Origin of the sequence: Nonomuraea rosea, from assembly GCF_039539705.1 — a bacterium.
In the GTDB taxonomy this organism is placed as follows: Bacteria; Actinomycetota; Actinomycetes; order Streptosporangiales; family Streptosporangiaceae; genus Nonomuraea; species Nonomuraea rosea.
Genome location: NZ_BAABDQ010000014.1, coordinates 60,277 through 84,052 on the forward strand (window position 1 = coordinate 60,277; position 23,776 = coordinate 84,052).

Sequence of the window (23,776 nt, forward strand, 5' to 3'; positions counted from 1 at the left end):
GACTTGTCACGCCGCTAACAAGACCGGTTGCGGAATGTGGAGGGGTTTGGCAAGAATCGCACCTTCTTCTCCCGTAATTTGCTAGGTCCCTGCTGTCGGCGAGGGGACCAGGCATGCGTGACACGCTGATCGCCCAGGTGGCCAGATGGGCGCGGGAGACGCCGGGCGCGCCCGCGTACACGTTCGTGGACCATCTCGGTGACGGCTCGCGGCGGACGCTCACCTGGCGGCAGGCCGACCTCAAGGCCAGGGCCCTGGCCGTACGGCTGCGCGAGCTCGCCGGGCCCGGCGACCGCGCGGCGGTGCTCGCGCCCCAGGGGCTGGACTACGTGGTGGCGATGCTCGGCACGATGTACGCCAGGCTCGTCGCGGTGCCGCTGTTCGCGCCGGGGCTGCCCGGCCACGCCGAGCGGCTGGCCGGGGCGTACGCCGACGCCGACCCGGTGATCGTGCTGACCACGACGGCGGCGCTCCCCGGCGTCACGGACTTCCTGGCCGGCGCGTACGCGCCCAAGCACGTCGTCACCGTGGACACCGTCTCCGACCTGCTGGCCGACGAGTGGGAGCCCGACCGCGCCGGGCCGGACGACCTGGCCTACCTGCAGTACACCTCCGGCTCCACCCGCGCGCCCGCCGGGGTCGAGATCACGCACGCGAACCTCACGGCCAACGCCGCCCAGCTCTGGGAGGTGTTCGAGGCCAGGCCCGGCACGTCGGTCGCGGTGCTGTGGCTGCCGCTCTTCCACGACATGGGGCTGGTCGCCACCGTCGCGATGCCGATGATGGGCGGGAACCAGGCGGTGTTCATGGACCCGGTGGCGTTCGTCATGAGCCCGGTGCGGTGGCTGCGGCTGATGTCGGAGTTCGGCGAGGTGTTCACCGGCGGGCCCAACTTCGCCTACGAGTACACCGCCGCCCGGGTCGGCGAGGCGGACAAGGCGGGGCTGGACCTGTCCGGCGTGCGGGTCATGCTGAACGGCGCGGAGCCGGTCAGGCCGGGCGCGATCGCCGCGTTCGACGCCGCGTTCGCCGGGTGCGGGCTGCGGCCCGAGGCGCACACCCCGGCGTACGGGCTGGCCGAGGCCACCGTGTTCGTGGCCGCCATGAGCCGGGGCGAGCGGCCGCTGGCGACCGGTTTCGACCGCGACGCGCTGCGGGACGGGCACGCGGTCCCGCACACGGGGACGGGCGCGCGCAGCCTGCTCGTCTCCTGCGGGCGGCCGCACGGCCAGCGGGTACGCGTCGCCGGCCCGGACGGGCGGGAGCGGCGCGACGGTGAGGTGGGGGAGGTCTGGGTGCAGGGGCCGAACGTGGCCCGCGCCTACTGGCGGGATCCGGCGCGCAGCTCGGAGGTGTTCGGCGCGGTGCTGGAGGGTGCGGAGGGGACCTGGCTGCGGACCGGTGACCTGGGCGTGCTCTACGACGGGCAGCTGTACATCACCGGGCGGATCAAGGATCTGATCATCGTGGACGGGCGGAATCACTATCCGCAGGACGTCGAGGTCACGGTGCAGGAGGCGCATCGGGCGGTGCGGCGGGATCGGGTGGCGGCGTTCGCGGTGCCGGGGGAGGAGACCGAGCGGCTCGTGGTGGTGGCCGAGCGCTCGCGCCACTTCCCGCTCGCCGCCGGCCCCGCTGGTACGGAGGAGGAGGTGGCACGGGCGGTGCGGGCGGCCGTACGGAAATATCACGACTTGTCGGTGCATGATGTCGTGCTGGCCGAGCCCGGGGCCGTGCCGAGGACGTCGAGCGGGAAGATCGCCCGCCGGGCCTGCCTGCGGGCCTACCTCGACGGCGCGCTGGTCCGGGCCGAGGCTGGTTGAGAAGCCGTTGTTCGAGCTCGCGGGCCGCCTCGTCTATCGCGGCAGATGGACGCTGCTGGTGCTGAGCCTGGCGGCGGCCGTACTCGTGGCGCCGCTGGGGATGGAGCTGTTCGGGCGGATGGCGGACGGCGGCTTCGAGGCCCCGCGTGCCGACTCCACGACCGCCGCGCGCTGGAACGACGAATGGTACGGCGGCGACGCCCCCGACGTGGTCGTCCTCTACCGGCATCCGTCGGTCAAGGCACGGGATCCGCGTTACAAGAAGGCCGTGCACGACTCGCTGCGCGCGCTGCCCCGCGCGTACGTGCGCAAGATGGTCACGTACTGGACGAGCGGCGCCAAGGAGATGGTCTCCGAGGACGGGCACTCGACGTACGCGCTGGTGACGTTGAAAGGCGGGCCGCAGGCCAAGCAGGACGGCTACGCGGCGATCGCGGACCGGCTCGAACGCGTCGAGAACCTGCGCGTCGAGGTCGGCGGGTCGGTGCCGCTGCTCAAGGAGCTCAACGAGCAGACCGCCGCGGACCTGGCCAGGGCCGAGGCCATCTCGATGCCGGTGCTGCTGGTGCTGCTCGTGGTGGTGTTCGGGAGCCTGGTCGCGGCCGGGCTGCCGCTGCTCGTCGGGCTGCTCTCGGTGCTCGGCGCGCTGGTGCTGCTGCGGCTGCTCACCGAGGTCACCGAGGTCTCCGTCTTCTCCTTGAACGTCGTCACCATGCTCGGGCTCGGGCTGTCCATCGACTACTCGCTGTTCGTGCTCAAGGCGTTCAGGGAGGAGATCAGGCGCGGGGCCACCAACGAGCAGGCCGTGGTCGCGACGATGGCCACGGCCGGGCGGACCGTGGCCTTCTCCGGGCTCACGGTCGCGACGGCGCTGCTCGGGCTGCTGCTGTTCCCGCAGATGTTCCTGCGCTCGATCGGGCTCGGGGCGGCGGCGGTGGTGCTGGTCGCCATGGGGTCCGCGCTGGTCGTGCTGCCGGCGGTGCTGGGGATACTCGGGCGGCGGGTGGACGCGCTGCGGATCACGCCCGACTTCGGGCGCGGCCGGGGCCCGGAGCGTGGATCCTCGTCCGGGCTGTGGCATGCCGTCGCGTCGAGCGTGATGCGGCGGCCCGTGGCGTACCTCGTCGTGGTCACGGTGGTGCTGGTGTCGCTGGCGGTGCCGTTCCTGCACGTGAAGTTCGGGAACGTGGACCACAGGGTGCTGCCGGCCGCCTCCGAGAGCCGCGGGGTCGCCGAGACCCTGGATCGCGACTTCGCCCGGAACTCCATGTCGCCGATCGACGTCCACGTGCTGGTCGAGCGCTCCTTCACCGAACGAGCCGCGACCCCAGGGCCGCTCGGGCAGGGGCACACGCCGATCAGCGCCGTCACGAGCGTGACGCCCGCCGACGTCAAGCCCCTGGTCGGGCGGCTGAAGCGGCTGCCCCATGTCACCGGGGTCGATGCGCGGGGCCTCTCGCAGGAGAACGGCGCGGTGCGGCTCGCGGTCCGTTACGACCGGGAACCGATGTCGGACGAGGCGCAGGAGCTCGTCACGTTGATCAGGTCGATGACTCCCGAGCCGAACGTGCGGCGGGTGGTGGTCGGGGGACCGACGGCGGCGCAGATGGACCTGCTGGACAGCCTCTTCGCGACCCTCCCGTGGATGGCGCTGGTGGTCTGCTCGGTGACGGGGGTGCTGCTGTTCGCCGCTTTCGGGTCGATCGTGCTGCCCGTCAAGGCGCTGCTGATGAACGTGCTGTCCATCGGGGCGTCGTTCGGGGTGATCGTGTGGGCGTTCCAGGACGGGCACCTGGCCTCCGTCCTGGGGTTCACGTCCACGGGGTCGATCGAGGCGACCGTGACGGTGCTGATCCTGGCGGTGGTGTTCGGGCTGTCCATGGATTACGAGCTGTTCCTGCTGTCGCGGGTGCGGGCCGAGTGGCTGCGCACGGGGGACAACACGGCGGCGGTGGCGGTGGGGCTGCAGCAGACGGGCGGTGTGATCACCAGCGCGGCGTTGCTGCTGCTGGTGGTCATCGGGGCCTTCTCCACGGCCGGGATCACGATCGTGAAGCTGCTCGGGGTGGGGATGTTCGTGGCCATCGTGGTGGACGCCACGCTGGTGCGGGCGCTGCTGGTGCCGGCGACGATGCGGCTGATGGGCGGGGCGAACTGGTGGCTGCCGGGGCCGCTGCGCCGCTTCCACGCCCGCATCGAACTCCACGAACCCCCCACCGCCTCGGCGGGTACGGCGCCGCCTGCTGTCCCGCCGCCCGGTGTGGATCGGCGCCCTCTTGCGGCGAATGTGCCCGGTGAGCTGGGCGATCCCCTGTCGCGGGTGACCGTCAACGGGCGGCCGGCCGTGTTCGGCGCGGACACCGATCCCCTGCCGCTGGCCGCCGAGCACGAGCCGGTCGCCGGCCAGCCGGCGGCGGCGGGTCAGGCCGTCGAGAGGGTGCCGTTTCGCAAGCGTCCCTACTCCATCGGTCCGGTGCGGGACCAGGTTCCAGCGCTCACCGAGCCGTCCGAGTCCACCGAGCCGGCCGCGTGCGGTGAGCGGGAGCGGGTTCGGTGGGTGCGGGTTACGGAAGGGCGTACCAAGGTGGTGCGGGCCGGGGCTCAGGGCGAGGGATGGGTGTGGGCGGAGGTGGACGAGTGAGCCTCGCGGTCACCTCCGAACGGCGGGCCGGGAAAGCCGGAGCGCTGTTCCTCGTCGTCGGCCTCGCCGGGTTCATCACCACGCTGGACAACACGGTCGTCACCGTCGCACTCCCCAGCATCCAGCGCGACTTCGGCGCCCGGCTCGCCGCGCTGGAGTGGGTGGCCACCGGCTACATCCTGACCTTCGCGGGTCTCATGCTCGCCGGCGGCAGGCTGGCCGACGTCTACGGGCATCGGCGGGTGCTGCTGGCCGGGCTCGCGATGTTCACCGGAGCCTCGCTGGGTGCGGGGCTGGCGGGCTCCGTTCAGCTTCTCGTCGCCGCCCGGCTGGCCCAGGGGGCGGGGGCCGCGATGATCCTGCCCGCGACGCTGGCCGTGCTGGCCGGGCGGCAGGAGCGGCAGCGGTCCATGGGGGTGGCCGTGTGGATGGCGTCCGGCGCGGGAGCGCTGGCGCTCGGTCCGGTCGTGGGCGGCTATCTCAGCCAATATGCGCACTGGAGCTGGGTGTTCCTGCTGAACGTGCCCGTGGGCGCGGTGGTCATCGCGCTCGCCTGGGCGGGCGTGCCGTCCGGGGCGCGGGGCGGGCGGAGCCTGGACGTGCCCGGCGTGCTGGCCTCCGTGGTGTTCCTGGCCGCGGGGACGTTCGCGCTGATCCACGGGGGTGAGTACGGCTGGACGTCCCCTGCCGTCGTCGCCGCCCTCGTGGTGTGCCTGGGCGGCGGGGCGGTCTTCGTGGTCGTCGAGCGGCGGGCCGCGGACCCGATGGTGGCGCTGGGGCTGTTCGCGGCCAGGAGTTTCACCGGTGGGGTGATCGCGCAGGTGCTCTGGGGGCTCGGCGTGAACGGGGTGTTCTTCTACACCGCGCTCTTCCTGCAGGGCGTGCTCCGGTTCGGCCCCGTGGAGTCCGGGATGGCGTTCGTGCCGCTGGCCCTGCTGGTGGTGCTGGTCACGCCGCTGGCTCCGATGGTCGCGCGGCGGCTCGGGGCCGGGCACACGGTGGCGGCCGGGCTGACGCTCGTGGCGGGCGGGATGGTGGTCGCGGCCTTTCTGGAGGCGGGGGACGGGTGGGAGTGGTTGCTGCCGGCCGTCTGCGCCATCGGGGTCGGGTCGGCGCTGACCATGCCGCTCGGGTCGGCGGTGCTGGGGGCGGTGCCGGAGTCGCGGGCCGGGGTGGCGGGCGGGGTCTTCTCGGTTAGTCGTGAAATTTCGGGACTCTTTGGGATTGGTGCCATCGGGGTGATCGTGCACGCGGCAGGGAGCTTCGCCGCCGGGTACGCGGCCGGCCTGCTGGTGGCGGCCGGGCTGGTGCTGGTGGGGGCCCTGGTCAGCTTGGTGACGTTGCCGTGAAAGCCGGCGATGCCGCTGGTCCCACAGTGACGGTGGCGGTGAGGGTGTGAAGGTGGCGGTGCTGGGGTTCGGGTCTCGGGGGGATGTGCAGCCGGGGGCGGGGCTGGCGCTGGAGCTGGCGCGGCGGGGGCATGGCGTCACGCTCGTCGCGGCCCGCCGGTACGGCGCGCTGGCGGGTGCGGGCGTGGGGTTCGCGCCGCTCGGCGTGGATCCGGTGGCCATCCTGGAGAGCGACGAGGGGCAGGCCTGGCTGCGGAGCGGGCCCATGGGGTTCGTACGGGGGTTCAGGACCGTCGTGGAGCCGCTGGCCGCCGAGCTGGTCGCCGAGGTGGACGCCGCCTGCGCCACGGCCGACCTGGTGCTCGCCCCCGCGCTGGGCGCGTTCGGCCGGCATCTCCACGACCGGTACGGGATGCCGTACCGGATCCTGCATTTCCAGCCCGGCGAGCCGACCGGCGAGTTCCCCAATCCGCTGGTGCCGTTCGAGACGCTGGGCCGGCTGGGGAACCGGGCCAGTTACGCTCTGGTGGAGCGGGTCGGCTGGATGATGCTCGGGCGGATGGTGAACCGGCTGCGTTCGAGCGTCCTGGGGCTCGGGCCGATGCGGGGCAGCCCGTTCGCGGCCGATCGGCGGGCCAGGGTGCCGGTGCTGTGCGGGGTCAGCCCGCTGGTGGTGCCCAGACCGGCGGACTGGGGTGAGCACGTTCATCTCACGGGCTACTGGCGGCTCCCGGAGAACGGCGGGCTCGCCGGGCTCCGGGACTTTCTGGAAGCGGGGCCGGAGCCGGTGTTCGTCGGGTTCGGGAGCATGGTGCCGGGTGAGCCCGCGCGATTGGCCGAGGAGGTGGTCGCCGGGCTGCGTGGGGCGCGGATGCGGGGGATCGTGCAGGGGCTGCCCGTGGCGGCGTCCGATGACGTGCGGGTGGTGGGGGAGGTGGCGCACGACGTGCTGTTCCCGAGGACGGCGGCGGTCGTGCACCACGGCGGCGCGGGGACCACCGGGACGGCGCTGGCGGCGGGGGTGCCGAATGTGGTGTGCCCGTTCTTCGCCGATCAGCCGTTCTGGGGGCGCAGGGTGGCCGCGCTGGGGGCCGGGCCGCCGCCGTTGCCGATCAGCGGGCTCACCAGGGAGGAGCTGACTGCACGGCTGCTCGCCGTACCGAAATATCGCGAAAAATCAGCGCAACTGGGACGGCTACTCCGCGTCGAGAACGGCGTGAAGAAGGCGGTGGATGTGATTGAACGTTGTTGATCGTCCAGATATTGTGCGATATGCCCACGATCACCCCCTGGAAGTAAGGCGCCATGCGACTGCGGCTACGGCAGATCTTCGTCATCGGACTCGCCCTCTCACTCCTGGGCATCGGCGTCCCGGCGTGGTCGGAGGACGACCCGCGGAGCTGTAACGACCTGATGTCCGCCGACACCCCGGCGTTCGTGGTCTGCCGCTGGATGGCGACCCCGGAAGAGGCCGCGGACATCGCGAAGTTCTGGCTCGACAACGACGGCCAGAACATGATCGACGCCGGCCCCATGGATCCCATCACCATCGACTGCGCCGAATCCGGCTCCGAGTGCCCCGTCGACTCCGAGGGCGACGGCGAGATGCACGACGTCGGCTCTCCTGACGTCGAAGGCGCCGAGGACGGCGGCACGCCCGAGTGCCAGAACGGCGAGCAGTGCTACGTCGACGGCAGCGAGATCAGCGCGGCCGAGAAGGCCGCCGCCGCGGAGACCCCGGCGGGCACCGCCACGAAGGCCGCCGTGCAGGCCCAGACGAACATGCGCATCTGGATCGAGACCGAGCTGGCCGACGACTACAAGGCGGGCAAGCTCGCCGAAGCCGTCAAGAAGGTCGCCGCGCTCGCCACGCAGCCGGGGGTCGTCGGCATCAGGTTCACCTCGCAGCTCGGCTACAACAAGACGTTCACCACCGCCGAGGAGATGGACAAGTTCGTCGCCGAGACCGCGACCGCGCTGCGCACCCTGTCGCCGGGCAAGAAGCTGGCCGCGCACACGGTGGTGCCGGTGTTCGGCTGCGGCGCCAATGACGCCTGCAAGGCCGAGCTGACGAAGAAGTACCCGCTGCTGAACCCCGACCGCATCGGCGCCTGGCTCTCCGCCGGCCTGATCGACCAGCTCTCCCTCGACAGCGGCCACCTGGGCACCGAGTACGCCACCTGGAAGATCGACGCCGCCGAGGCCCAGCGCAACCAGTGGATCCAGGTACGGGCCCGCGCCTGGGACGCCTACGCGCAGATCGCCTCCGAGGATGCCTCCTTCGCCTCCGCCGGGACCGCCCAGCTCAACGAGGAGCAGGCCACCAAGGCCATCACCGAGCGCATCGCCGCCCCGCTCCAGGACGACGCCGCCGAGACGGTCACCCTGTGGACCCGCTGGCAGAGCGACCAGGGCCAGGTCAGCCGCGTGTACGGCGAGAAGTGGGCCGCGAACGTGACCTGGGACCAGCTCAAGAAGCTCAGCACGGTCCGCCCCCGCCTGGCCACCATCTACGACCCGGCCAACCCCGAGGTGGACGTGGCCACGGACCTGAAGAACCTCTCCGAGGTCTTCGGCCAGGTGTACCTGCACGCCGCCTGATCCCCCTCCAGGACACGCACCCGATAGCCCCCGCCCGTCGCGCGACAGCCGATCGGCGGGGGCTATCGCGTTCTATCGGCGAGGCGCGAAATGTCCGGTCTCACTGGATCAGTGGCCTCGTCGTTAGGGTCCTGTGGCCCCCTTCTCCGGCCGTTGCCCCGCCCGGCGAACGCGTGAGAGTTTCGTAGCTCACGGGAAGAGGTCATCGGTCAGTGACGTCTGCGCTACGGCCGGTGACCTGGGGGATTTCACAGTTTTCAGAAGGGGGCTCCACCATGGCGGAAAACTTCGCCGAGCTGCCGCAGTCAAATTCCGTGCGGTTGATCGACTTCGAGGACGTCCGGGTTGTACCGGGGATCGTGCCCAACTCGTTCATCCTGATCGTCAGCGGCACCAAGCCGTACCTGAACATGAAGGTCTCGCTGTCGCCGCTCGTCTACATCAAGCAGCCTGAGTTCTGGGGGATCGAGGTCGTCGGCTCGCTGCCGGGGATCGGGCTGCCGGCCACGGCCCCCTACACGGTGTCGCTGCCGCTCGACGGCATCCTCGGCACCAAGGGGATCGAGGTCATCGGGGCGAACGTCCGCAAGACGTTCGACGTCCCGTAGACCCGTACACAAGGATCACCGCTGGGCCGCCGGCCAGGAGCGCGCTCGACGCGCCCCTGGCCGGCGCGGGGTTCTAGCCGCCGCGGAGCCCCAGCGCTCTGACGATCATGGGGTACGACCTCTTGAACTCGCGGGTCCAGTACGGCCAGGTGTGCGTGCCGTTCCCGTACAGGTGGAGGGTGTGCGGGATGCCGAGCTTCTTCAGCCGGGCGCTCAGGGCCTTGCCGGTGTAGGCCGAGAGGGGCTCGCCCAGGTGGGCCGGATGCCACGGGGAGCCGGGCGGGTCGAGCGGGCCGTTGAAGCTGTTCGTGCCGCTGGAGAGGTAGAGGCTGACGCCCCTGAGGTTCGGGGCCAGCACCATCGGGTCGTTGGCGGCCCAGACCTTCTTGTCCCGCTTCGGGTGCCCCCACAGCGCCAGGGGATCCTGTTTCTCGCTGGACTGGGCGTTCATGATGATCTCCGGGATGCCGGGGAGCTCGGTGGCCATGATGCCGCTGTACGCGCCGGCGAAGCGGAACATGCCGGGATAGCGGGCGGCGTACTTGATCGCGCCGTACGCGCCCATCGACAGGCCCGCGATCGCGCGCCTGGGCCCGGCGCGGTAGCCGACCTCCAGCAGGCGGCGCACCTCGTACGTGTGGAACGTCGCCCACGCCGGCGGGCCGCCCCTGCCGCCGTTGTGCCAGTCCGAGTAGTTGCCCGCCCGGCCCGCCTCCGGCATGACGACGATGGCGTCCAGGTTCGCGGTGTAGGCGGCGACGTCGGTCATGCGGGTCCACGACGTGTAGTCGTCCGCGCCGCCGTGCAGCAGGTACAGCACCGGCCACGTCCGCCGCGCGCTCTTCGACCAGCCTCGGGGGAGCAGCAGGCGGACCGGCGTCATCCGGCCGATGGACGGCGAGGAGATGAGGACGTCCAGCGTGCGCGCGTCCACGCGGCGCTCCCGCACGACGCGGGCGGTCCCCGGGAGCGCCGGCTGGCCCGGCGCGTAGCCGGACTGCCCGGACGGCGTGGGCGTGGGCGCGGCCGACTGCCCGCCACCGCCGTCGGGCACGATCGCCCAGTCGGGGTCGGCCGCGCGGGCGGGTGTGGTGCTCGTGCCCAGGCCGGCCGCTTGGGCGGGTGTGGTGCTCGTGCCGAGGAGCAGCAGCGTCGCCGCCAGTGCCGTCAGGCCGGACCGTCGCATGGTGGCCCCCCTTCGCCGTGGGTGCAGGCGAGGCTAGGGCGTACGGCATAGGTCCAGCTATGACCGCAGGCAACGAAATGCCAGCCGTTGTTGCGCGATGCCGGATAAATCAGCGGATTGTCACTCGCGTGACAAAGAGGACCCGAGGAATGTTCCGTTCGAGCCTGCCTCTCGCCCTGAACGGATGGGTATGTTGGCCGATCACCCCGGCTGCATGGGAGTGTTCCGTGGACGTACCCGGCGAAGGTGAGATCCGCCGCTTCCTCGTCGAGCGGCTCGGCGAGCACGTGGATCCCGATCGGCCGCTGGAGGAGTACGGGCTGTCGTCGCGAGAGGCGGTGGCGATCGCGGGCGAATTGGCCGAGCTGGTCGGCCGTGAGCTGAGCCCGACGCTCGTGTGGGAGCACCCGACGATCGCGCGCCTGTCCCGGGCGCTGTCCGCACCCGTCCCTCCCCCGGTACGCCTGCCGCCCGGCCCGGGCGAGCCGATCGCCGTGGTCGGGATCGGCTGCAGGTTCCCCGGGGCGCACGGGCCCGCCGCGTACTGGGAGCTGCTGATCGACGGCCGCGACGCGGTCGGGCAGGTGCCGGAGGGGCGGTGGGAGGCGTTCGACGACGGGTCGGCGCGCACCGGGGCGGTGCTGGCGGGCATGTCCAGGCACGGAGGGTTCCTGGACGACGTCGCGGGGTTCGACGCGGAGTTCTTCGGCATCGCGCCCGGGGAGGCGGCGGCCATGGACCCGCAGCAGCGGCTGCTCCTGGAGACGGCCTGGGAGGCGCTCGAACACGGCGGCATCGCGCCCAGATCCCTGGCCGGGACCAGGACCGGCGTGTTCGCCGGCCTGTCAGGCAACGAGTACGCCCACCTGACCGGCGCCGACCTGGCCGCCGTGGACGCGTGGACGGCGACCGGCGCGGCGTTCAGCATCGCCGCCAACCGCCTGTCCTACCTCCTCGACCTGCGCGGGCCGTCCCTGGCCGTGGACACCGCCTGCTCCTCCTCGCTCGTCGCCGTCCACCTGGCGGTCACCAGCCTGCGGGCCGGCGAATCCGACCTCGCGCTCGCCGCCGGCGTGAACCTCCTCCTCTCGCCCCTCATCACGCTGGCCTTCGAGCGCGGGGGCGGGACGGCGCCGGACGGGCGGTGCAAGGCGTTCGACGCCGCGGCGGACGGGATGGTCAGGGCCGAGGGGTGCGGGGTGGTGGTGCTCAAGCGGCTGGCGGACGCCGTACGGGCTGGGGACCGCGTGCTGGCGGTGATCCGCGAGAGCGCCGTCAACCAGGACGGCCGCTCGAACGGGCTGGTCGCGCCCAACCCCGAGGCCCAGGAACGCCTGCTCAGGCAGGTGTACGAGGGGCTGGGCCGGGGCCCCGACCACATCGAGGCCCACGGGACCGGCACGCTGCTCGGCGACCCCATCGAGGCGCGCGCCATCGCCGCCGCGATTCCGGCGCCGGTGCTGCTGGGCTCGGCCAAGACGAACCTGGGGCACCTGGAGGCCGCCGCCGGGGTGGCCGGGCTGATCAAGACCGTCCTGGCCCTGCACCACGGTGTCATCCCGCCCAGCCTGCACTTCCGCCACCCGAACCCGCACATCCCCTGGGACACCCTCCGCGTCGTCACCGCGCCCACGCCCTGGCCGCGGGCGGGGGCGCGGGCGGGGGTGTCGGCGTTCGGCTTCGGCGGCACCAACGCGCACGTCGCCCTGGACGCACCCGCCTTGAACGCACCCGTCCTGGGCGCACCCGTCCTGGACGCACCTACCTTGAGCGCGGCCGGGCAGGCGGCACGGGAGGCGGCGGGCACGAGCAAGCACGTGTTCCTGCTCACCGACACCACGGCCGAACGCGTCCGCGACCACGCCAGGGCCCTGGCCGCCTGGCAGCCCGCCGGCGACCTGCGGGACGTCGCCCACACCCTGGCCAGACGGGCAGGCCGCGGCAAGATGGCCGCGGCCGTGCTGGCAGGGGACGCGGCGGAGCTGGCCGAACGGCTGCGTACCGTCCGCCCCACAGCCCGGACGGCGGGGAAGGGTCCGGTGTGGGTGTTCGGCGGATACAGCCCGCAGCCGCCCCTCATGGACCTGTACGCCACCGAGCCCGCCTTCGCCCGCACGATCGACGACCTGGCTCCGCTCCTGGCCGCCGAGGCGGGGATAGACGTCCACGATCCGAACCCCTCCGGCGTCGCCACGCGGCAGCCGATCGCCTTCGCCGTCCAGATGGCCCTGGCGAACCTGTGGCGGGCCTACGGGTTCGAGCCGGCCGCGGTGATCGGCCACTCCATGGGGGAAGTGGCCGCCGCGGTGGTGGCGGGCGGGCTCCCGACGGCCGACGCCGTCAAGGTCATCTGTACGCGGGCCCGCCTGCTGGGCACCCTGGGCGGTGGCGGGACGATGGCGGTGCTCGGCGTGTGCGCGGCCGAGGTGCCGGACGACCTGCACGTGGCCGTCCACTCCTCGCCCGTGCAGAGCGTGGTGACGGGGGATCCGGCGCGGGTGGCGGAGTTCGCGGCCGAGGTGGCGGGGCGCGGGCTGTTCGCCAGGACGCTGACGGCCGAAGGGGCCGGGCACTCGCCCCAGGTGCAGCCGCTGCTTCCGCGGCTCAGGGCCGAGCTGGCCGCGATCGTCGCGGGCAGGCCCGTCGTTCCCTACTACTCCACGGTCTTCGACGATCCCCGGGAGACGCCGGCGTTCGAGGCCGCGTACTGGGCCGCGGGGGTCCGCCGTCCCGTACGTCTCATGCAGGCCGTGCTGGCGGCGGCCGGGGACGGGCACACCGTGTTCACGGAGCTGAGCCCCCGGCCGCTGCTCGCGGGCGCGCTGCGGGCCACCCTCCCCCCTGCGGCCCTGGTCACCGGGGGCGACTTCCACGCGGCGGTGGCGACGACCGCCACTGCCGTCACCCCGCGCACCGCAGGGCGGATCGTGGACGTGCCGCCGTCGCCCTGGCGTCATGTACGGCACTGGGCGGCCGGCCGCAAGCCTCCGGCGGGGCATCGGCTGCTCGGCACGCATGTGGAGACCCCGTCGGGGCACTCGTGGTCGACCACGCTCGACGACCTCGCCGAGGCTCCCTGGCGGCTGCCACGGGACGCATGGCACCGCGACGGCCATCCTGTCCTTCCGATCGCGGTCGTGGCCGGGCTCGCGCGGGCGGCGGTCGCCGAGGTGCACGGAGCGGCGGAGCTGCACGACGTCGAGCTCCATGCCCTGCTGCCGTTGCCCGCCCAGGTCACCGTCACCTTGTCTGAGGGGCTGGTCGAGCTGTCCGCCAAGAACGCGGCGGGCGCCTGGACCGTGCACGGCACGGCGACCCTCGCATCCGGAAGGATTCGCGAGGGTGCCGGCTCAGGTTCCGTGCGGGTGGGTGGAGTGCTGGAGCGGATCCGGCACGTGGCCCTGGACGGTGCCCTCTCAGCCGCCGAGACCGCCGATTCGCCTCCAGAGCCGGTCCCGACCACGCTGGACGCCAAACTGGTCGTCCGCGCCTGGGCTCCCACGCCACCACGGGAGGCGGGCCCGGCCCGCGCCTGGCTCATCCTGGCCGATGAGGGGGATGCGCGGGCGGCCCGCCTCCGTTCCCTCCTCGCCACGACCGGGCCGTCGTCCGGGCCGTCGAGCGGGCCGTCATCCGGGCCGTCATCTGGGGTCCTCGTGCTGCCGCCCCGGCTTCTCGGCCCGGCCGGTGCCCAGCGGGTCCTGCTCCAGGTCGCCGCGCTGGCCCGGCAGGGTGCTCGGATCGTCATCGCGACCGAGCGGGCGCAGGCCGTACGGGAAGGGGAGGCGCCGGATCCGGGACCGGCGGCGTTACGCGGCCTGGTCAGGGTCCTGGCGCTGGAGCACCCGGAGACCCGCGCCACCCTGGTGGACTTCGACGACCTCGGCGACCTGGTCACGGAGCTGGCGTGCGACCCGGCCGACGACGAGGTGGCCTGGCGCGGCGGGGTCCGGTACGCGGCCCGCCTGCGCCGCGCCCCCCTTCCGCCGCCCGCGCGACCGGCTCGTCCCGTCACCGGTCCCGGCGCGTACGTGATCACCGGCGGGTCCGGCAGGCTCGGCCGGCTCGTCGCCCGCCGGCTCGCCGCACGCGGCGCCGACCGCATCATCCTGAACGGCCGCACCGCCGCCGCGCTTCCGGACGGATGCGGTGGGGTCACGCAGGTGATCGCGGGCGATCTGGCGGCCCCCGGGACGGCGGAGCGGCTGGTGGCGGCGGCGACGGCCGGCGGGGTACGGCTGCGCGGCGTGATCCACGCGGCCGGCGTCCTGGAGGACCGGCTGATCGCCGACCTGGACCCCGGCAGCCTCGAACGCGTCTGGGCCGCCAAGGTCACCGGCGGCCTGCGACTCCACGAGGCCACCAAGGACCTGGACCTGGACTGGTGGGTCGCGTTCTCCTCGGCCGCCGGGCTGCTCGGCTCGCCGGGCCAGGCCGCGTACGCCGCCGCGAACGCCTGGCTGGACGCGCTGTGCGAACGTCGCAGGGCCGAGGGGCTGCCCGCGATCAGCATCGCCTGGGGAACGTGGGCCGGCGCCACCGCCCTGCCCTTCGTCGAACCGCTGACCCCGGAGGAGGGCCTGGAGGCGCTGGAGGCGCTGATCCAGCGGGATCTGCCCGCCGGTGTCATCAAGCTGGACACCACCCGGGCGGTAGCGCTATTTCCCGCTATCGCCCGCATACCGTATTTCTCCGACTTCACCGACGGAACCGAGACGCCCGCCCCCGACCTCGCCGCCCTGCCGCCCGGCGCGGCGCTGACCGCCGTGACGGGACGGCTCAGGGACCGGGTCGCCGCGGTGCTCGGGGTGGAGGCGGACCGGCTCGACGAGGACACCGTGCTGACGGACCTCGGGCTGGACTCCCTGGCCGCCACCCGGCTGCGCGGCACCGTCGAGTACGACTTCGGCGTCACCGTGCCCACCGCCCCGCTGCTCAAGGGCGGCACGTTGGGCGCCCTCGCCCGAACGATCACCGAAAACCTGCCCGCCAAGCCCGCCGCACCCGAGCACCCCGCCGCACCCGCCCAGCCCGCCGCACCCGAGCACCCCGCCGCCCCCACCGCGCGTGCCGCCCCGACCGACCTGACCGCCCCGACCGCGCCCGCCGCGTCTGCCGCGTCCGCTGTGGGGCCGAGGGATGCGGCGGAGCGGCAGGTGGTTCGCGTGCTCACCGGGCTGCTCGGCCGCGAGCCGTCCGTGACGGAGCCCGGCGTGGCGCGGATCGCGGACGCCGTCAGGGCGGTGGACGAGACGGCGGCCCGGCGCGGCGTCGTCCGTCCGCTGAACGCCGTGACCACCGGCAGGCCGCTCTTCCTGGCGCACCCGGCAGGCGGCACCACCGGCGTCTACACGCTGCTGGCCGCCCGGCTCCCCGTCCCCGTGTTCGGCCTCGAAAGGCTGGACGGCGCCGCCGGGATCCCCGAGCGGGCGAAAAGGTACGCCGAGGCCGTCCAGGACGTCTGCGAAGGCCCGTACCGGCTGGGCGGCTGGTCGTTCGGCGGCATCCTGGCCTTCGAGCTCGCACACCGGCTGGACGACGTGGAGCTGGTGGCGATGATCGACTCCGGGCTGCCCGACCGCGTGACCGAGCCGGCGCGGCGGGAGGCGCACGCCCGCCGGTACGCGGACTTCGCGGCATACCTCCGCGAGACCTACGGCGTCGCGGTCCGGCTGGAGCGGGCCGAGCTGGCCGGGCTGGACGAGGAGGCCCAGCTCGCCCTCGTACAGGCCCGGATCGCGGACTCCGGTGTCCTGAGCGAGCTGAGCCCGGCGATCGTCCATCACCAGCTCGCCTCCCACGAGGACACCAGGGCCATCGAACGCTACGAACCGGAGCCGTACGACGGAAGGGTCGTCCTCTACCGGTCCACCGAGGTCACCCCCTGGGCGGTGGCGGATGCCCGCTACGCGCACGAGAACGACCCGGCCAGGGGCTTCGGCCCGTACAGCAACCGTCTGGAGATCGTCGAGATCCCCGGATCGCACCACCTCAACCTGCTCGACCCCCCGCACGTCGAGGTCGTCGCCGAGCACCTGAAGGGACTGCTATGACGCTGGCACAGGCCGTGGTGGCAGGCGCGGAACGCGCCGAGCTGGAGCACCTGGACGTTCCCTCGGCCTACCGGGCCGCGCACCTCCGCAAGGAGGAGGTGGGAACGTTCGACCAGCACGACGCCGACAAGGATGTGCGCAGGACCATCCACGTCGGCGAGGTGCCGATGCCGGAGCTGGCCGCCGACGAGGTGCTCGTCGCGGTGATGGCCAGCGCGATCAACTTCAACACGGTCTGGTCGGCGATGTTCGAGCCGATCCCGACGTTCGCGTTCCTGGAGCGGTTCGGGCGTGCGGATCCGCGGCACGACCTGCCGACGCACGTGCTCGGCTCGGACGCGTCCGGCGTGATCGTCCGTACGGGGGCCGCGGTGCGCAGGTGGCGGCCCGGCGACCGGGTGGTCACCAGCCCCGCCTACGTCGACGGCGAGGACCCGGTCATCCAGCACGACGGCATGCTGGCGGCCGACCTGCGGGCCTGGGGCTTCGAGACGAACTTCGGCGGCCTGGCCGACTTCGCCGTGGTCAAGGCCACCCAGCTGCTGCCCAAGCCCAGGCACCTGAGCTGGGAGGAGGCGGCCTGCAACATGCTGTGCGCCTCGACCGCGTACCGGATGCTGGTCGGCGAGCGCGGCGCGCGGATGAAGCAGGGCGACGTGGTGCTGCTGTGGGGCGCGACGGGCGGCCTCGGCGGGTACGGCGTCCAGCTCGTCAGGAACGGCGGCGGCATCCCCGTCGGCGTCGTCAGCTCCCAGGGCAAGGCCGACCTGCTGCGCAGAATGGGCTGCGCGCACGTCGTGGACCGCTCGCAGTTCGAGGACCTGACCGACGAGAAGTCCTGGCGCAGGCTCGGGGCGGAGGTCCGGCGGCAGGTGGGGGAGGATCCGGCCATCGTGTTCGAGCACACGGGCAGGGAGACGTTCGGCGCGTCCGTGTACGTCGCGCGCAGGGGCGGCTCGGTGGTCACCTGCGGATCATCCAGCGGGTACGCCCACGAGTACGACAACAGGCACCTGTGGATGAAGCTCAAGCGCATCATCGGCTCCCACGGCGCGAACTATCAGGAATGCCACGAGGTGAACAGGCTCATCTCGCTCGGCCTGATCCACCCCACGCTGTCCGCCGTGTACCCGCTGACGGAGACGGGCGAGGCGGCCCGCGCCGTACAGCTCAACCAGCACGTCGGCAAGGTCGGCGTCCTGGCGCTGGCCCCCGGGGAACACCTCGGCATCGAGGACCACGAGCTGCGCGAGCGCATCGGGGAGGACCGGCTCGGACTGTTCCGCACACGATGAGAAGGCCCCGCCCGGGAGGGTTCAGATCTGGGCAGGAGCCGCATGTCGGTAGTTTGAGTGCGACCCAAACCTGCGACAGAGGGGACCGCACGTGTCCGACGATGCCGGCCTTCAGGCCCTCCGCGAGGCGGCGCGCCTATCCCCGGACAACCTCCCGCTCCGCCGTCACCTGGCCGGGCAGCTGCTCGCCCAGGGCTATCTCGCCGACGCCGAGGCCGAATTCCGGGCCGCGCTCGTGCTCGCGCCGAAGGACCCCGGCATCACGGCGGGGCTGGCGGAGGCGTTCGTCCGGCAGAGCGCCCACGGGTCGGCCCTGGCCGCGCTCGAACCGCTGCTGGCCGAGCCCGGCTACCCGCCCGCGCTCGGCGTGCTGGCGGCCCGGGCGCTGCTCGGCGAGGGCGACACGGCACGGGCGGGCTACCGCTACCACGAGGCGATCTCCCGCGACCCGTCCGTGGCCGACGCCGACCTCGCCGCCCGCCTGTCGCCCCCGCCCGCCCCCTCTCACGCCGCCCCTGCCCAGCCACAGGGCACGGCCGATCCGGTCGCCCCGCCCGTGACCCCGTACGGCGCGCCCGCCCCGCCGTACGGCGTCGCGCCGGGACCGGTCGCGCCCGCGTCAGGGCCCGGAGCCAGCGCCGAGGTCGAGCACTCGAAGCTCTCCTTTGCCGACGTGGCCGGCATGGACGCGGTCAAGGAGGCCCTGCGCGTCAAGCTGCTGCTCCCGCTCCAGCAGCCGGAGCTGTTCGCCGCGTTCGGCAAGCGCGCCGGCGGCGGCGTCCTGCTGTACGGCCCTCCGGGAGCGGGCAAGACCCACCTGGCCAGGGCGGCGGCCGGGGAGCTCGGCGCGTCGTTCGTCAACGTGGGCCTGGCCGACATCCTCGACATGTACATCGGATCGAGCGAACGCAACCTGCGCGCCACGTTCGACCTGGCCCGCCGCAACCGGCCATGCGTGCTGTTCTTCGACGAGGTGGACGCGCTGGCCGCGCGCCGCTCCGACATGCGCCAGGCGCACACGAGGCAACTGGTCAACCAGTTCCTGGCCGAGCTCGACGGCGTGGACCAGCACGCCAACGAGGGCGTGCTGGTGCTGGCCGCCACGAACGCCCCCTGGTACGTGGACGTCGCCTTCCGCCGCCCTGGACGGTTCGACCAGCCGGTGTTCGTGCCGCCGCCCGACCACGCCGCGCGCGCGGCCATCCTGCGCATCCTGTGCAGGGACAAGCCCCTGGCCGAGATGGACTTCGACGCGGTGGCCCGGATCACCGACCACTTCGTCGGCGCGGACCTCAAGGGCGTCGTGGACCGTGCGGTGGAGGCCAAGCTGCACCAGTCGATCAGCGCGGGCCGCGCGATCCCGCTGACCACTCCCGACCTGCTGGCGGCGGCCCAGAGCGTGCGGCCCACCGCCGTACGCGAGTGGATGGCCACCGCGCGCAACTACGTGATGCACGCCAACGACTCCGGCACGTGGGACGAGCTGATGCCCTGGGTCAAGGGCAAGTGGTGACCGTAGCCGATCCCATTCAGCGGGCGCGGACACTCCTGCAGCTGCGCCGGCCGGCCGAGGCCGAGCGTGAGCTGCGCGGGGTGCTCGCCCAGGAGCCGCAGCACGCCACCGCGCACTCCTTCCTCGCTCTCGCCCTCGTCCAGCAGGGCAGCGTCGCCGAGGCCGTCGCGGAGGCGCACGAGGCGGTACGGCTCACGCCCGACCAGTGGTTCGCCCACTACGCGGCCGGCCAGGTGTACTACCGCGCCCGCCGCCCCGACGAGGCGCTGGCCGCGATCGGCGCCTCGCTCGACCTCCAGCCCGAGCACGCGCCCACCTGGGAGTTGCTGGCCCGCGCGCACATGCTGAAGGGCGAATGGCACCGGATGGCCGATGCGGCGCGGCGCGGCCTGGCCATCGATCCGGAGGACACCGACCTGGTGAGCCTGCTGGCCGTGGCGCTCACCGAGCTCGGGGACGCGGGGCAGGCCCAGGCCGCCGCCGCGCACGCCGTAGGGCTCGATCCGGAGAGCGCCACCGCGCACCTCGTCTACGGGCGTGCGGCGCTGGCCTTCGGCGACCCCCGACGGGCGGCGGACGCCTTCCGCGAGGTGCTGCGCCTCGATCCCGGCTTCGGCCAGGCCAGGGACCTGCTGGTGGCGGCGCTGAAGCAGCGCAACCCGCTCTACCGCAGGCTCGTGCGGCTGCGCCAGGGCTATCGGGGCGGCTGGCGGCTGGTGTTCCTGCTGCCCGCGGTGCCGCCGCTGATCGTGGTCTTCATCCTCATCGCGGTACTGCACTGGGCGGCCTGGGTCGCCGAGGCGTGGACCACGCTCAGGCTGGCCCGGGCCAAGGCCACCAGCCTGCTGTTCGAGGACGCGGAGTCGCGCGTGGCCATGCTGTCCTGCGGCCTGGCGGTCGCGGGGGCGGTGGTGCTCGCGCTGGGCGTGTGGCTCGGCCAGGAGGCGCTCGGGACCGCGGGCGTCGCCGTCATGGTGCTGGTCACCGCCGTCCAGGAGGCCGCGCACACCGGCTCGGCCGGGGGACGCGCGCTCCTGTACGGCTGGGCGGTCCTGCTCGCGCTGGCCGCCGTCACCTCGGTGATCGTCGCGGTGCCGGCCGTGGCGCTGCTCAGCGCGTACGCCGGGCTGGCCACGATCTGGATCGCGGCCGGCGTGCGGCGCGTCACCGGCACCCCGGCATAGCGGCCGCCCAGGAGCCGCCGGCCGGGCGCGGCCAGTCGGTCGCGCCCGGCCAGTCGTGACCAGCCAGCCGCGGTCGGTCGGTCGCGCCCGGCCAGTCGCGGCCAGTCGCATCCGGTCAGAGCAAGGTGCCGCCCGTCACCTCGAACGTGGCCAGGGCCTCGTCGATCCTGGCCAGCGTGTCGGGGTGCAGGGTGAGGTCGGTGGCGGCCAGGTTCTCCTCGATGTGGGACGGCGTGCGGCTGCCGGGGATGGCCACCACGTGCTCGTCCTGATGCAGCAGCCAGGCCAGAGCGAGCTGCGCGGGGGAGATGCCCAGCCGGGTGGCCAGGTCCCGGATCGGGGCGTACCGGTCGTTGTTGCTCGACAGGTTCTCCGCCGAGAAGCGCGGGGCGTTGTGGCGGAAGTCGCCGTCCCCCAGGGCCTGCACCGTGCCCGTCAGGAAGCCGTTGCCCAGCGGGCTCCAGGCCACGAGGCCGACGCCCAGCTCGCGCGCGGTCGCCAGCAGGGCGGCGTCCGCGGGCCGCCACATCGACCACTCGTTCTGCACGGCCGCCACGGGGTGGACGGCGTGTGCCGCCCTGAGCTGCGCGGCCGTCACGTTGGACAGGCCGACGTGCCTGATCAGCCCGGCCCGCACCAGCTCCGCCATGGCGCCCACCGTGTCCTCGATCGGCACGCCGGGGTCCGGGTAGTGGGCGTAGTAGAGGTCGATCACGTCGGTGCCCAGATGGCGCAGGCTGCGCTCGGCGTAGCCGCGGACCAGGCGGGGCTCGGCGTTCACACGGAGCTCGTTGAAGGCGTAGCCGACCGGCTGCGACCTGCTCGACTCCCCCTCGGGGATCGCCAGGCCGAACTTGGTCGCGACCACCACCTCGTCCCTGCGCCCCTTGATCGCGCGGCCCACGAGGCGTTCGTTGTGCCCGTCCGCGCCGTAGGCGTCACTGGTGTCGATGTGGGTCGCGCCCGCGTCCAGCGCCGTCTTGAGTGCCGCCTCCGCGCGGGTGTCGTCGATCTCGCCGTACACACCGGGTGAGAGCACCATGGCGCCGTAACCGATGGCCGGGACCTGCAAGCTGCCGAGTACGCGTGTCTTCATGCCGACGATCCTGCCGCCCAGCCTGCACGGGCGTCCAAGACCCTTTGCTATAACCAATGGCTATGGACGTCCATCTGCGGGAGCTGCGCTATTTCGTCGCGGTGGCCGAGGAGCTCAACGTGACGCGGGCCGCCGAGCGGCTGTTCGTCTCCCAGCCCGCGCTGTCCAAGCAGCTCAGGGTGCTGGAGCGGCAGCTCGGGTTCCGGCTGTTCGAGCGGGTGCACAGCGGCGTGGCGCTCACCAGGCAGGGTCAGGCGCTGCTGCCCATCGCCCGCGACCTGCTCGGACGGTGGGGCGCCGGGGTGGAGGAGGCGCGTGCGGCGGCGCCGACGGGGACGCTGGTGATCGGGATGCAGACGGCCGTGGGGCGGGGGCTGCAGCAGGAGGCCCTGCGCCGGTTCCGGAAGAAGATGCCGGGGTGGGAGGTGTCACTGCGGCTGGTCGGCTGGGACGACCCCAGCGGCGGGCTAAGCGACGGGACCTCCGACGTGGCGTTCATCTGGCTGCCGGTGCCGCCGGGGCTGCGCACGTACGTGCTGGCGACCGAGAGCAGGGGAGTGGCCATGCCGGCGGGCCACCGGCTGGCGGAGCTGGCGGAGGTACCGTTCGGGGCGTTGCGGGACGAGCCGTTCATCGCGCTGCCGGTCGCGGCGGGGCCGTTGCGCGACTACTGGCTCGGGCGCGACGCCCGCGAGGACGATCCGGTCGTGGGGGTCACCGCCAACACGCCGGAGGAGGTGTTCGAGGCGGTGACCAGCGGGCTCGGCGTCGTGCTCGTCGCGGAGGGGAACGCCACGCTCTACAGCAGGCCGGGAATGGTCTATCGGCCGGTTACGGGGCTGCCTCCTGGGGAACTGGCCATTGCTTGGCGCGAAGGTGATGTCAGCCCACAAGTCATGGCATTCATCGACGCGTTGCGACAAGTGACCACTAAGGTCTGACGCGATATCGGATCTCGCATGAAGGGCGACACATGAGCGACTACGCCATCACCTTCGACCTGATCGACGCCGACAAGGACGGCCGCATCTCCGCGGTCGAGCTCGTCAGGCTGATGGAGGTGCTCGGCCAGCCGGTGAGCTTGGAGGCCGCGCAGGAAGGGGTGCTGAAGCTCGACAAGGACGGCGACGGTCTGATTGATCTGGAGGAGTTCGCCGCTTTCCTCCAGAAGTGATAGAAAACAAGCACTTGCTACACAATCTCTTGTTGCCTGGGTCACAATGGCGGCAGGAGGGACGATGGCCAACAAGAGTGACAACAGCGAAAGCCGTACACCCGCGGACATCGTACGAACGCTCAGAGCGGGCATCGGCCGGGTCTCCCAAGAGGTGATCGAGGAGATCCAGGCCCGGATCCCCGAATACGCCCGCCCGTCGGACGAGCTCTACATCAAGGTCGTCCGGACGGCGGTCGAACAGGGCATCGAGGGCTTCCTCGACCGCATCGAGCACCCGGGCGCCTCCTGGGACCCGGAGCCGTTCCGCATGATCGGCAAGGGCGAGGCGGCGGAAGGCCGCAATCTGGAGCCGCTGCAGACCGCGATGCGGCTCGGCGCCCGGGTCGGCTGGCGGCGGCTGACGGAGATCGCCGACCCGCTCGGCCTGTCCCCGCAGTCCCTGTACGACCTGGGCGAGGCCATCTTCGTCTACCTCGACCAGCTCGCCGACGCGGCGGCCGAGGGCTTCGAGGAGGCCAGGGCGCACTCCGCCGGCGAGATGGACCGCCGCCGCAACCGCCTGCTCGACCTGCTGCTCAGCCGGCCGCCCGCCGGCGCGGAGGCCATCGCCGGCCTGGCCAAGGCGGCCGGCTGGCGGCTGCCGCGAACGGTCGCGTGCGTGGCGCTGGACGACCGGCACGCCACCCGCCGCGCCCCCGCGCTGCCGCCCGACGTGCTGTTGGGCCTGGAGCGGCCCGCGCCCTGCCTGCTGGTGCCCGACCCGAACGGCCCTGGCCAGGGCCCGATGCTGGACCACGCCCTGCGCGGCTACCGGGCCGCCATCGGGCCCGCCGTGCCGCTGGCCGCCGCCGCGACGTCGCTGCGGTGGGCGCGCGAGGCGCTGGAGCTGTCGGGGCGCGGCGTCCTGCCGCGCGGGCTGCTGCGGTGCGCGGACCACCTGGCGACGCTGGTGGTGTTCAAGGACGAGGAGCTGGTCAGCGCCCTGGCCGAGGTGCGGCTCGCGCCGCTGGCCCACCTGCGGCCCACGCAGCAGGACCGGCTGGCGGAGACGCTGCTGGCCTGGCTGCGGCACGGGCGCGGGGCGGGCGAGGTGGCCGCCAGACTGCACGTGCATCCGCAGACCGTGCGCTACCGGCTGCGGCAGCTGGAGGAGCTGTACGGTGACCAGCTCGCCGACCCGGAGATCCGCTTCGAGCTGGAGATCGCCCTGAGAGCCAGACAGGCCGTGGGCGCGAGCCTCCGGGGCTGAG

At 72.9% G+C, this 23,776-nt stretch carries 15 protein-coding genes; 13 read left to right on the forward strand and 2 right to left on the reverse strand.

What is annotated here, in order from left to right:
• The first annotated feature begins 113 nt into the window (after nucleotides 1-113).
• The 6 genes from ABEA43_RS29820 to ABEA43_RS29845 all read left to right on the forward strand — a co-directional run bounded on the left by ABEA43_RS29820 (nucleotide 114) and on the right by ABEA43_RS29845 (nucleotide 9,022).
• Nucleotides 114-1,823, forward strand: coding sequence for a fatty acyl-AMP ligase (locus tag ABEA43_RS29820; protein ID WP_345566914.1), 1,710 nt, complete (start codon nucleotides 114-116; stop codon nucleotides 1,821-1,823).
• 7 nt (nucleotides 1,824-1,830) lie between these two features.
• On the forward strand, nucleotides 1,831-4,464 hold the full coding sequence (locus ABEA43_RS29825) for an MMPL family transporter (protein ID WP_345566917.1): 2,634 nt from the start codon (nucleotides 1,831-1,833) through the stop codon (nucleotides 4,462-4,464).
• Nucleotides 4,461-5,813 carry an MFS transporter gene (locus tag ABEA43_RS29830; protein WP_345566918.1) on the forward strand — a complete coding sequence of 451 codons (1,353 nt, stop codon included), beginning with the start codon at nucleotides 4,461-4,463 and terminating at the stop codon, nucleotides 5,811-5,813. Before ABEA43_RS29825 ends, ABEA43_RS29830 begins: the two co-directional genes overlap by 4 nt.
• A gap of 46 nt (nucleotides 5,814-5,859) precedes the next feature.
• Nucleotides 5,860-7,065, forward strand: coding sequence for a glycosyltransferase (locus ABEA43_RS29835; RefSeq protein ID WP_345566920.1), 1,206 nt, complete (start codon nucleotides 5,860-5,862; stop codon nucleotides 7,063-7,065).
• 53 nt (nucleotides 7,066-7,118) lie between these two features.
• Nucleotides 7,119-8,414 carry a hypothetical protein gene (locus tag ABEA43_RS29840; protein WP_345566921.1) on the forward strand — a complete coding sequence of 432 codons (1,296 nt, stop codon included), beginning with the start codon at nucleotides 7,119-7,121 and terminating at the stop codon, nucleotides 8,412-8,414.
• A 275-nt stretch (nucleotides 8,415-8,689) separates the two neighbouring features.
• Nucleotides 8,690-9,022, forward strand: a complete 333-nt coding sequence (locus ABEA43_RS29845) for a hypothetical protein (protein ID WP_345566923.1) — start codon at nucleotides 8,690-8,692, stop codon at nucleotides 9,020-9,022.
• A gap of 73 nt (nucleotides 9,023-9,095) precedes the next feature.
• On the opposite strand, the gene ABEA43_RS29850 is transcribed toward ABEA43_RS29845, so the two are convergent.
• Nucleotides 9,096-10,208, reverse strand: a complete 1,113-nt coding sequence (locus ABEA43_RS29850; protein ID WP_345566925.1) for an alpha/beta hydrolase — start codon at nucleotides 10,206-10,208, stop codon at nucleotides 9,096-9,098.
• Between the two features lie 227 nt (nucleotides 10,209-10,435).
• Between ABEA43_RS29850 and ABEA43_RS29855 the strand changes: the two genes are divergently transcribed.
• The 4 genes from ABEA43_RS29855 (at nucleotide 10,436) to ABEA43_RS29870 (ending at nucleotide 20,253) form a co-directional block, all read left to right on the forward strand.
• Nucleotides 10,436-16,261, forward strand: a complete 5,826-nt coding sequence (locus ABEA43_RS29855; RefSeq protein ID WP_345566927.1) for an SDR family NAD(P)-dependent oxidoreductase — start codon at nucleotides 10,436-10,438, stop codon at nucleotides 16,259-16,261.
• A complete protein-coding gene (gene ccrA / locus ABEA43_RS29860) occupies nucleotides 16,258-17,556 on the forward strand; it encodes a crotonyl-CoA carboxylase/reductase (protein WP_345566928.1) in 1,299 nt (432 codons plus the stop codon). Before ABEA43_RS29855 ends, ccrA begins: the two co-directional genes overlap by 4 nt.
• Before the next feature lie 91 nt (nucleotides 17,557-17,647).
• A complete protein-coding gene (locus ABEA43_RS29865) occupies nucleotides 17,648-19,069 on the forward strand; it encodes an AAA family ATPase (RefSeq protein WP_345566930.1) in 1,422 nt (473 codons plus the stop codon).
• The gene (locus tag ABEA43_RS29870; RefSeq protein WP_345566931.1) at nucleotides 19,066-20,253 is read left to right on the forward strand and encodes a tetratricopeptide repeat protein; all 1,188 of its coding nucleotides are present in this window, start codon (nucleotides 19,066-19,068) and stop codon (nucleotides 20,251-20,253) included. Before ABEA43_RS29865 ends, ABEA43_RS29870 begins: the two co-directional genes overlap by 4 nt.
• A 115-nt stretch (nucleotides 20,254-20,368) precedes the next feature.
• Here ABEA43_RS29870 and ABEA43_RS29875 read toward each other — a convergent pair whose 3' ends face one another.
• The gene (locus ABEA43_RS29875) at nucleotides 20,369-21,349 is read right to left on the reverse strand and encodes an aldo/keto reductase (protein ID WP_345566933.1); all 981 of its coding nucleotides are present in this window, start codon (nucleotides 21,347-21,349) and stop codon (nucleotides 20,369-20,371) included.
• 62 nt (nucleotides 21,350-21,411) lie between these two features.
• On the opposite strand from ABEA43_RS29875, the gene ABEA43_RS29880 reads away from it, so the two are divergent.
• The 3 genes from ABEA43_RS29880 to ABEA43_RS29890 all read left to right on the forward strand — a co-directional run bounded on the left by ABEA43_RS29880 (nucleotide 21,412) and on the right by ABEA43_RS29890 (nucleotide 23,775).
• Nucleotides 21,412-22,290, forward strand: a complete 879-nt coding sequence (locus tag ABEA43_RS29880) for a LysR family transcriptional regulator (RefSeq protein ID WP_345566934.1) — start codon at nucleotides 21,412-21,414, stop codon at nucleotides 22,288-22,290.
• Nucleotides 22,291-22,322: 32 nt separating this feature from the next.
• Nucleotides 22,323-22,523: an EF-hand domain-containing protein gene (locus ABEA43_RS29885; protein ID WP_345566935.1), complete on the forward strand. Its 201-nt coding sequence runs from the start codon at nucleotides 22,323-22,325 to the stop codon at nucleotides 22,521-22,523.
• 64 nt (nucleotides 22,524-22,587) lie between these two features.
• Entirely contained in the window at nucleotides 22,588-23,775 is a 1,188-nt protein-coding gene (locus tag ABEA43_RS29890; protein ID WP_345566937.1) for a PucR-like N-terminal domain-containing protein, read from the forward strand.
• Nucleotide 23,776 lies beyond the last annotated feature (1 nt).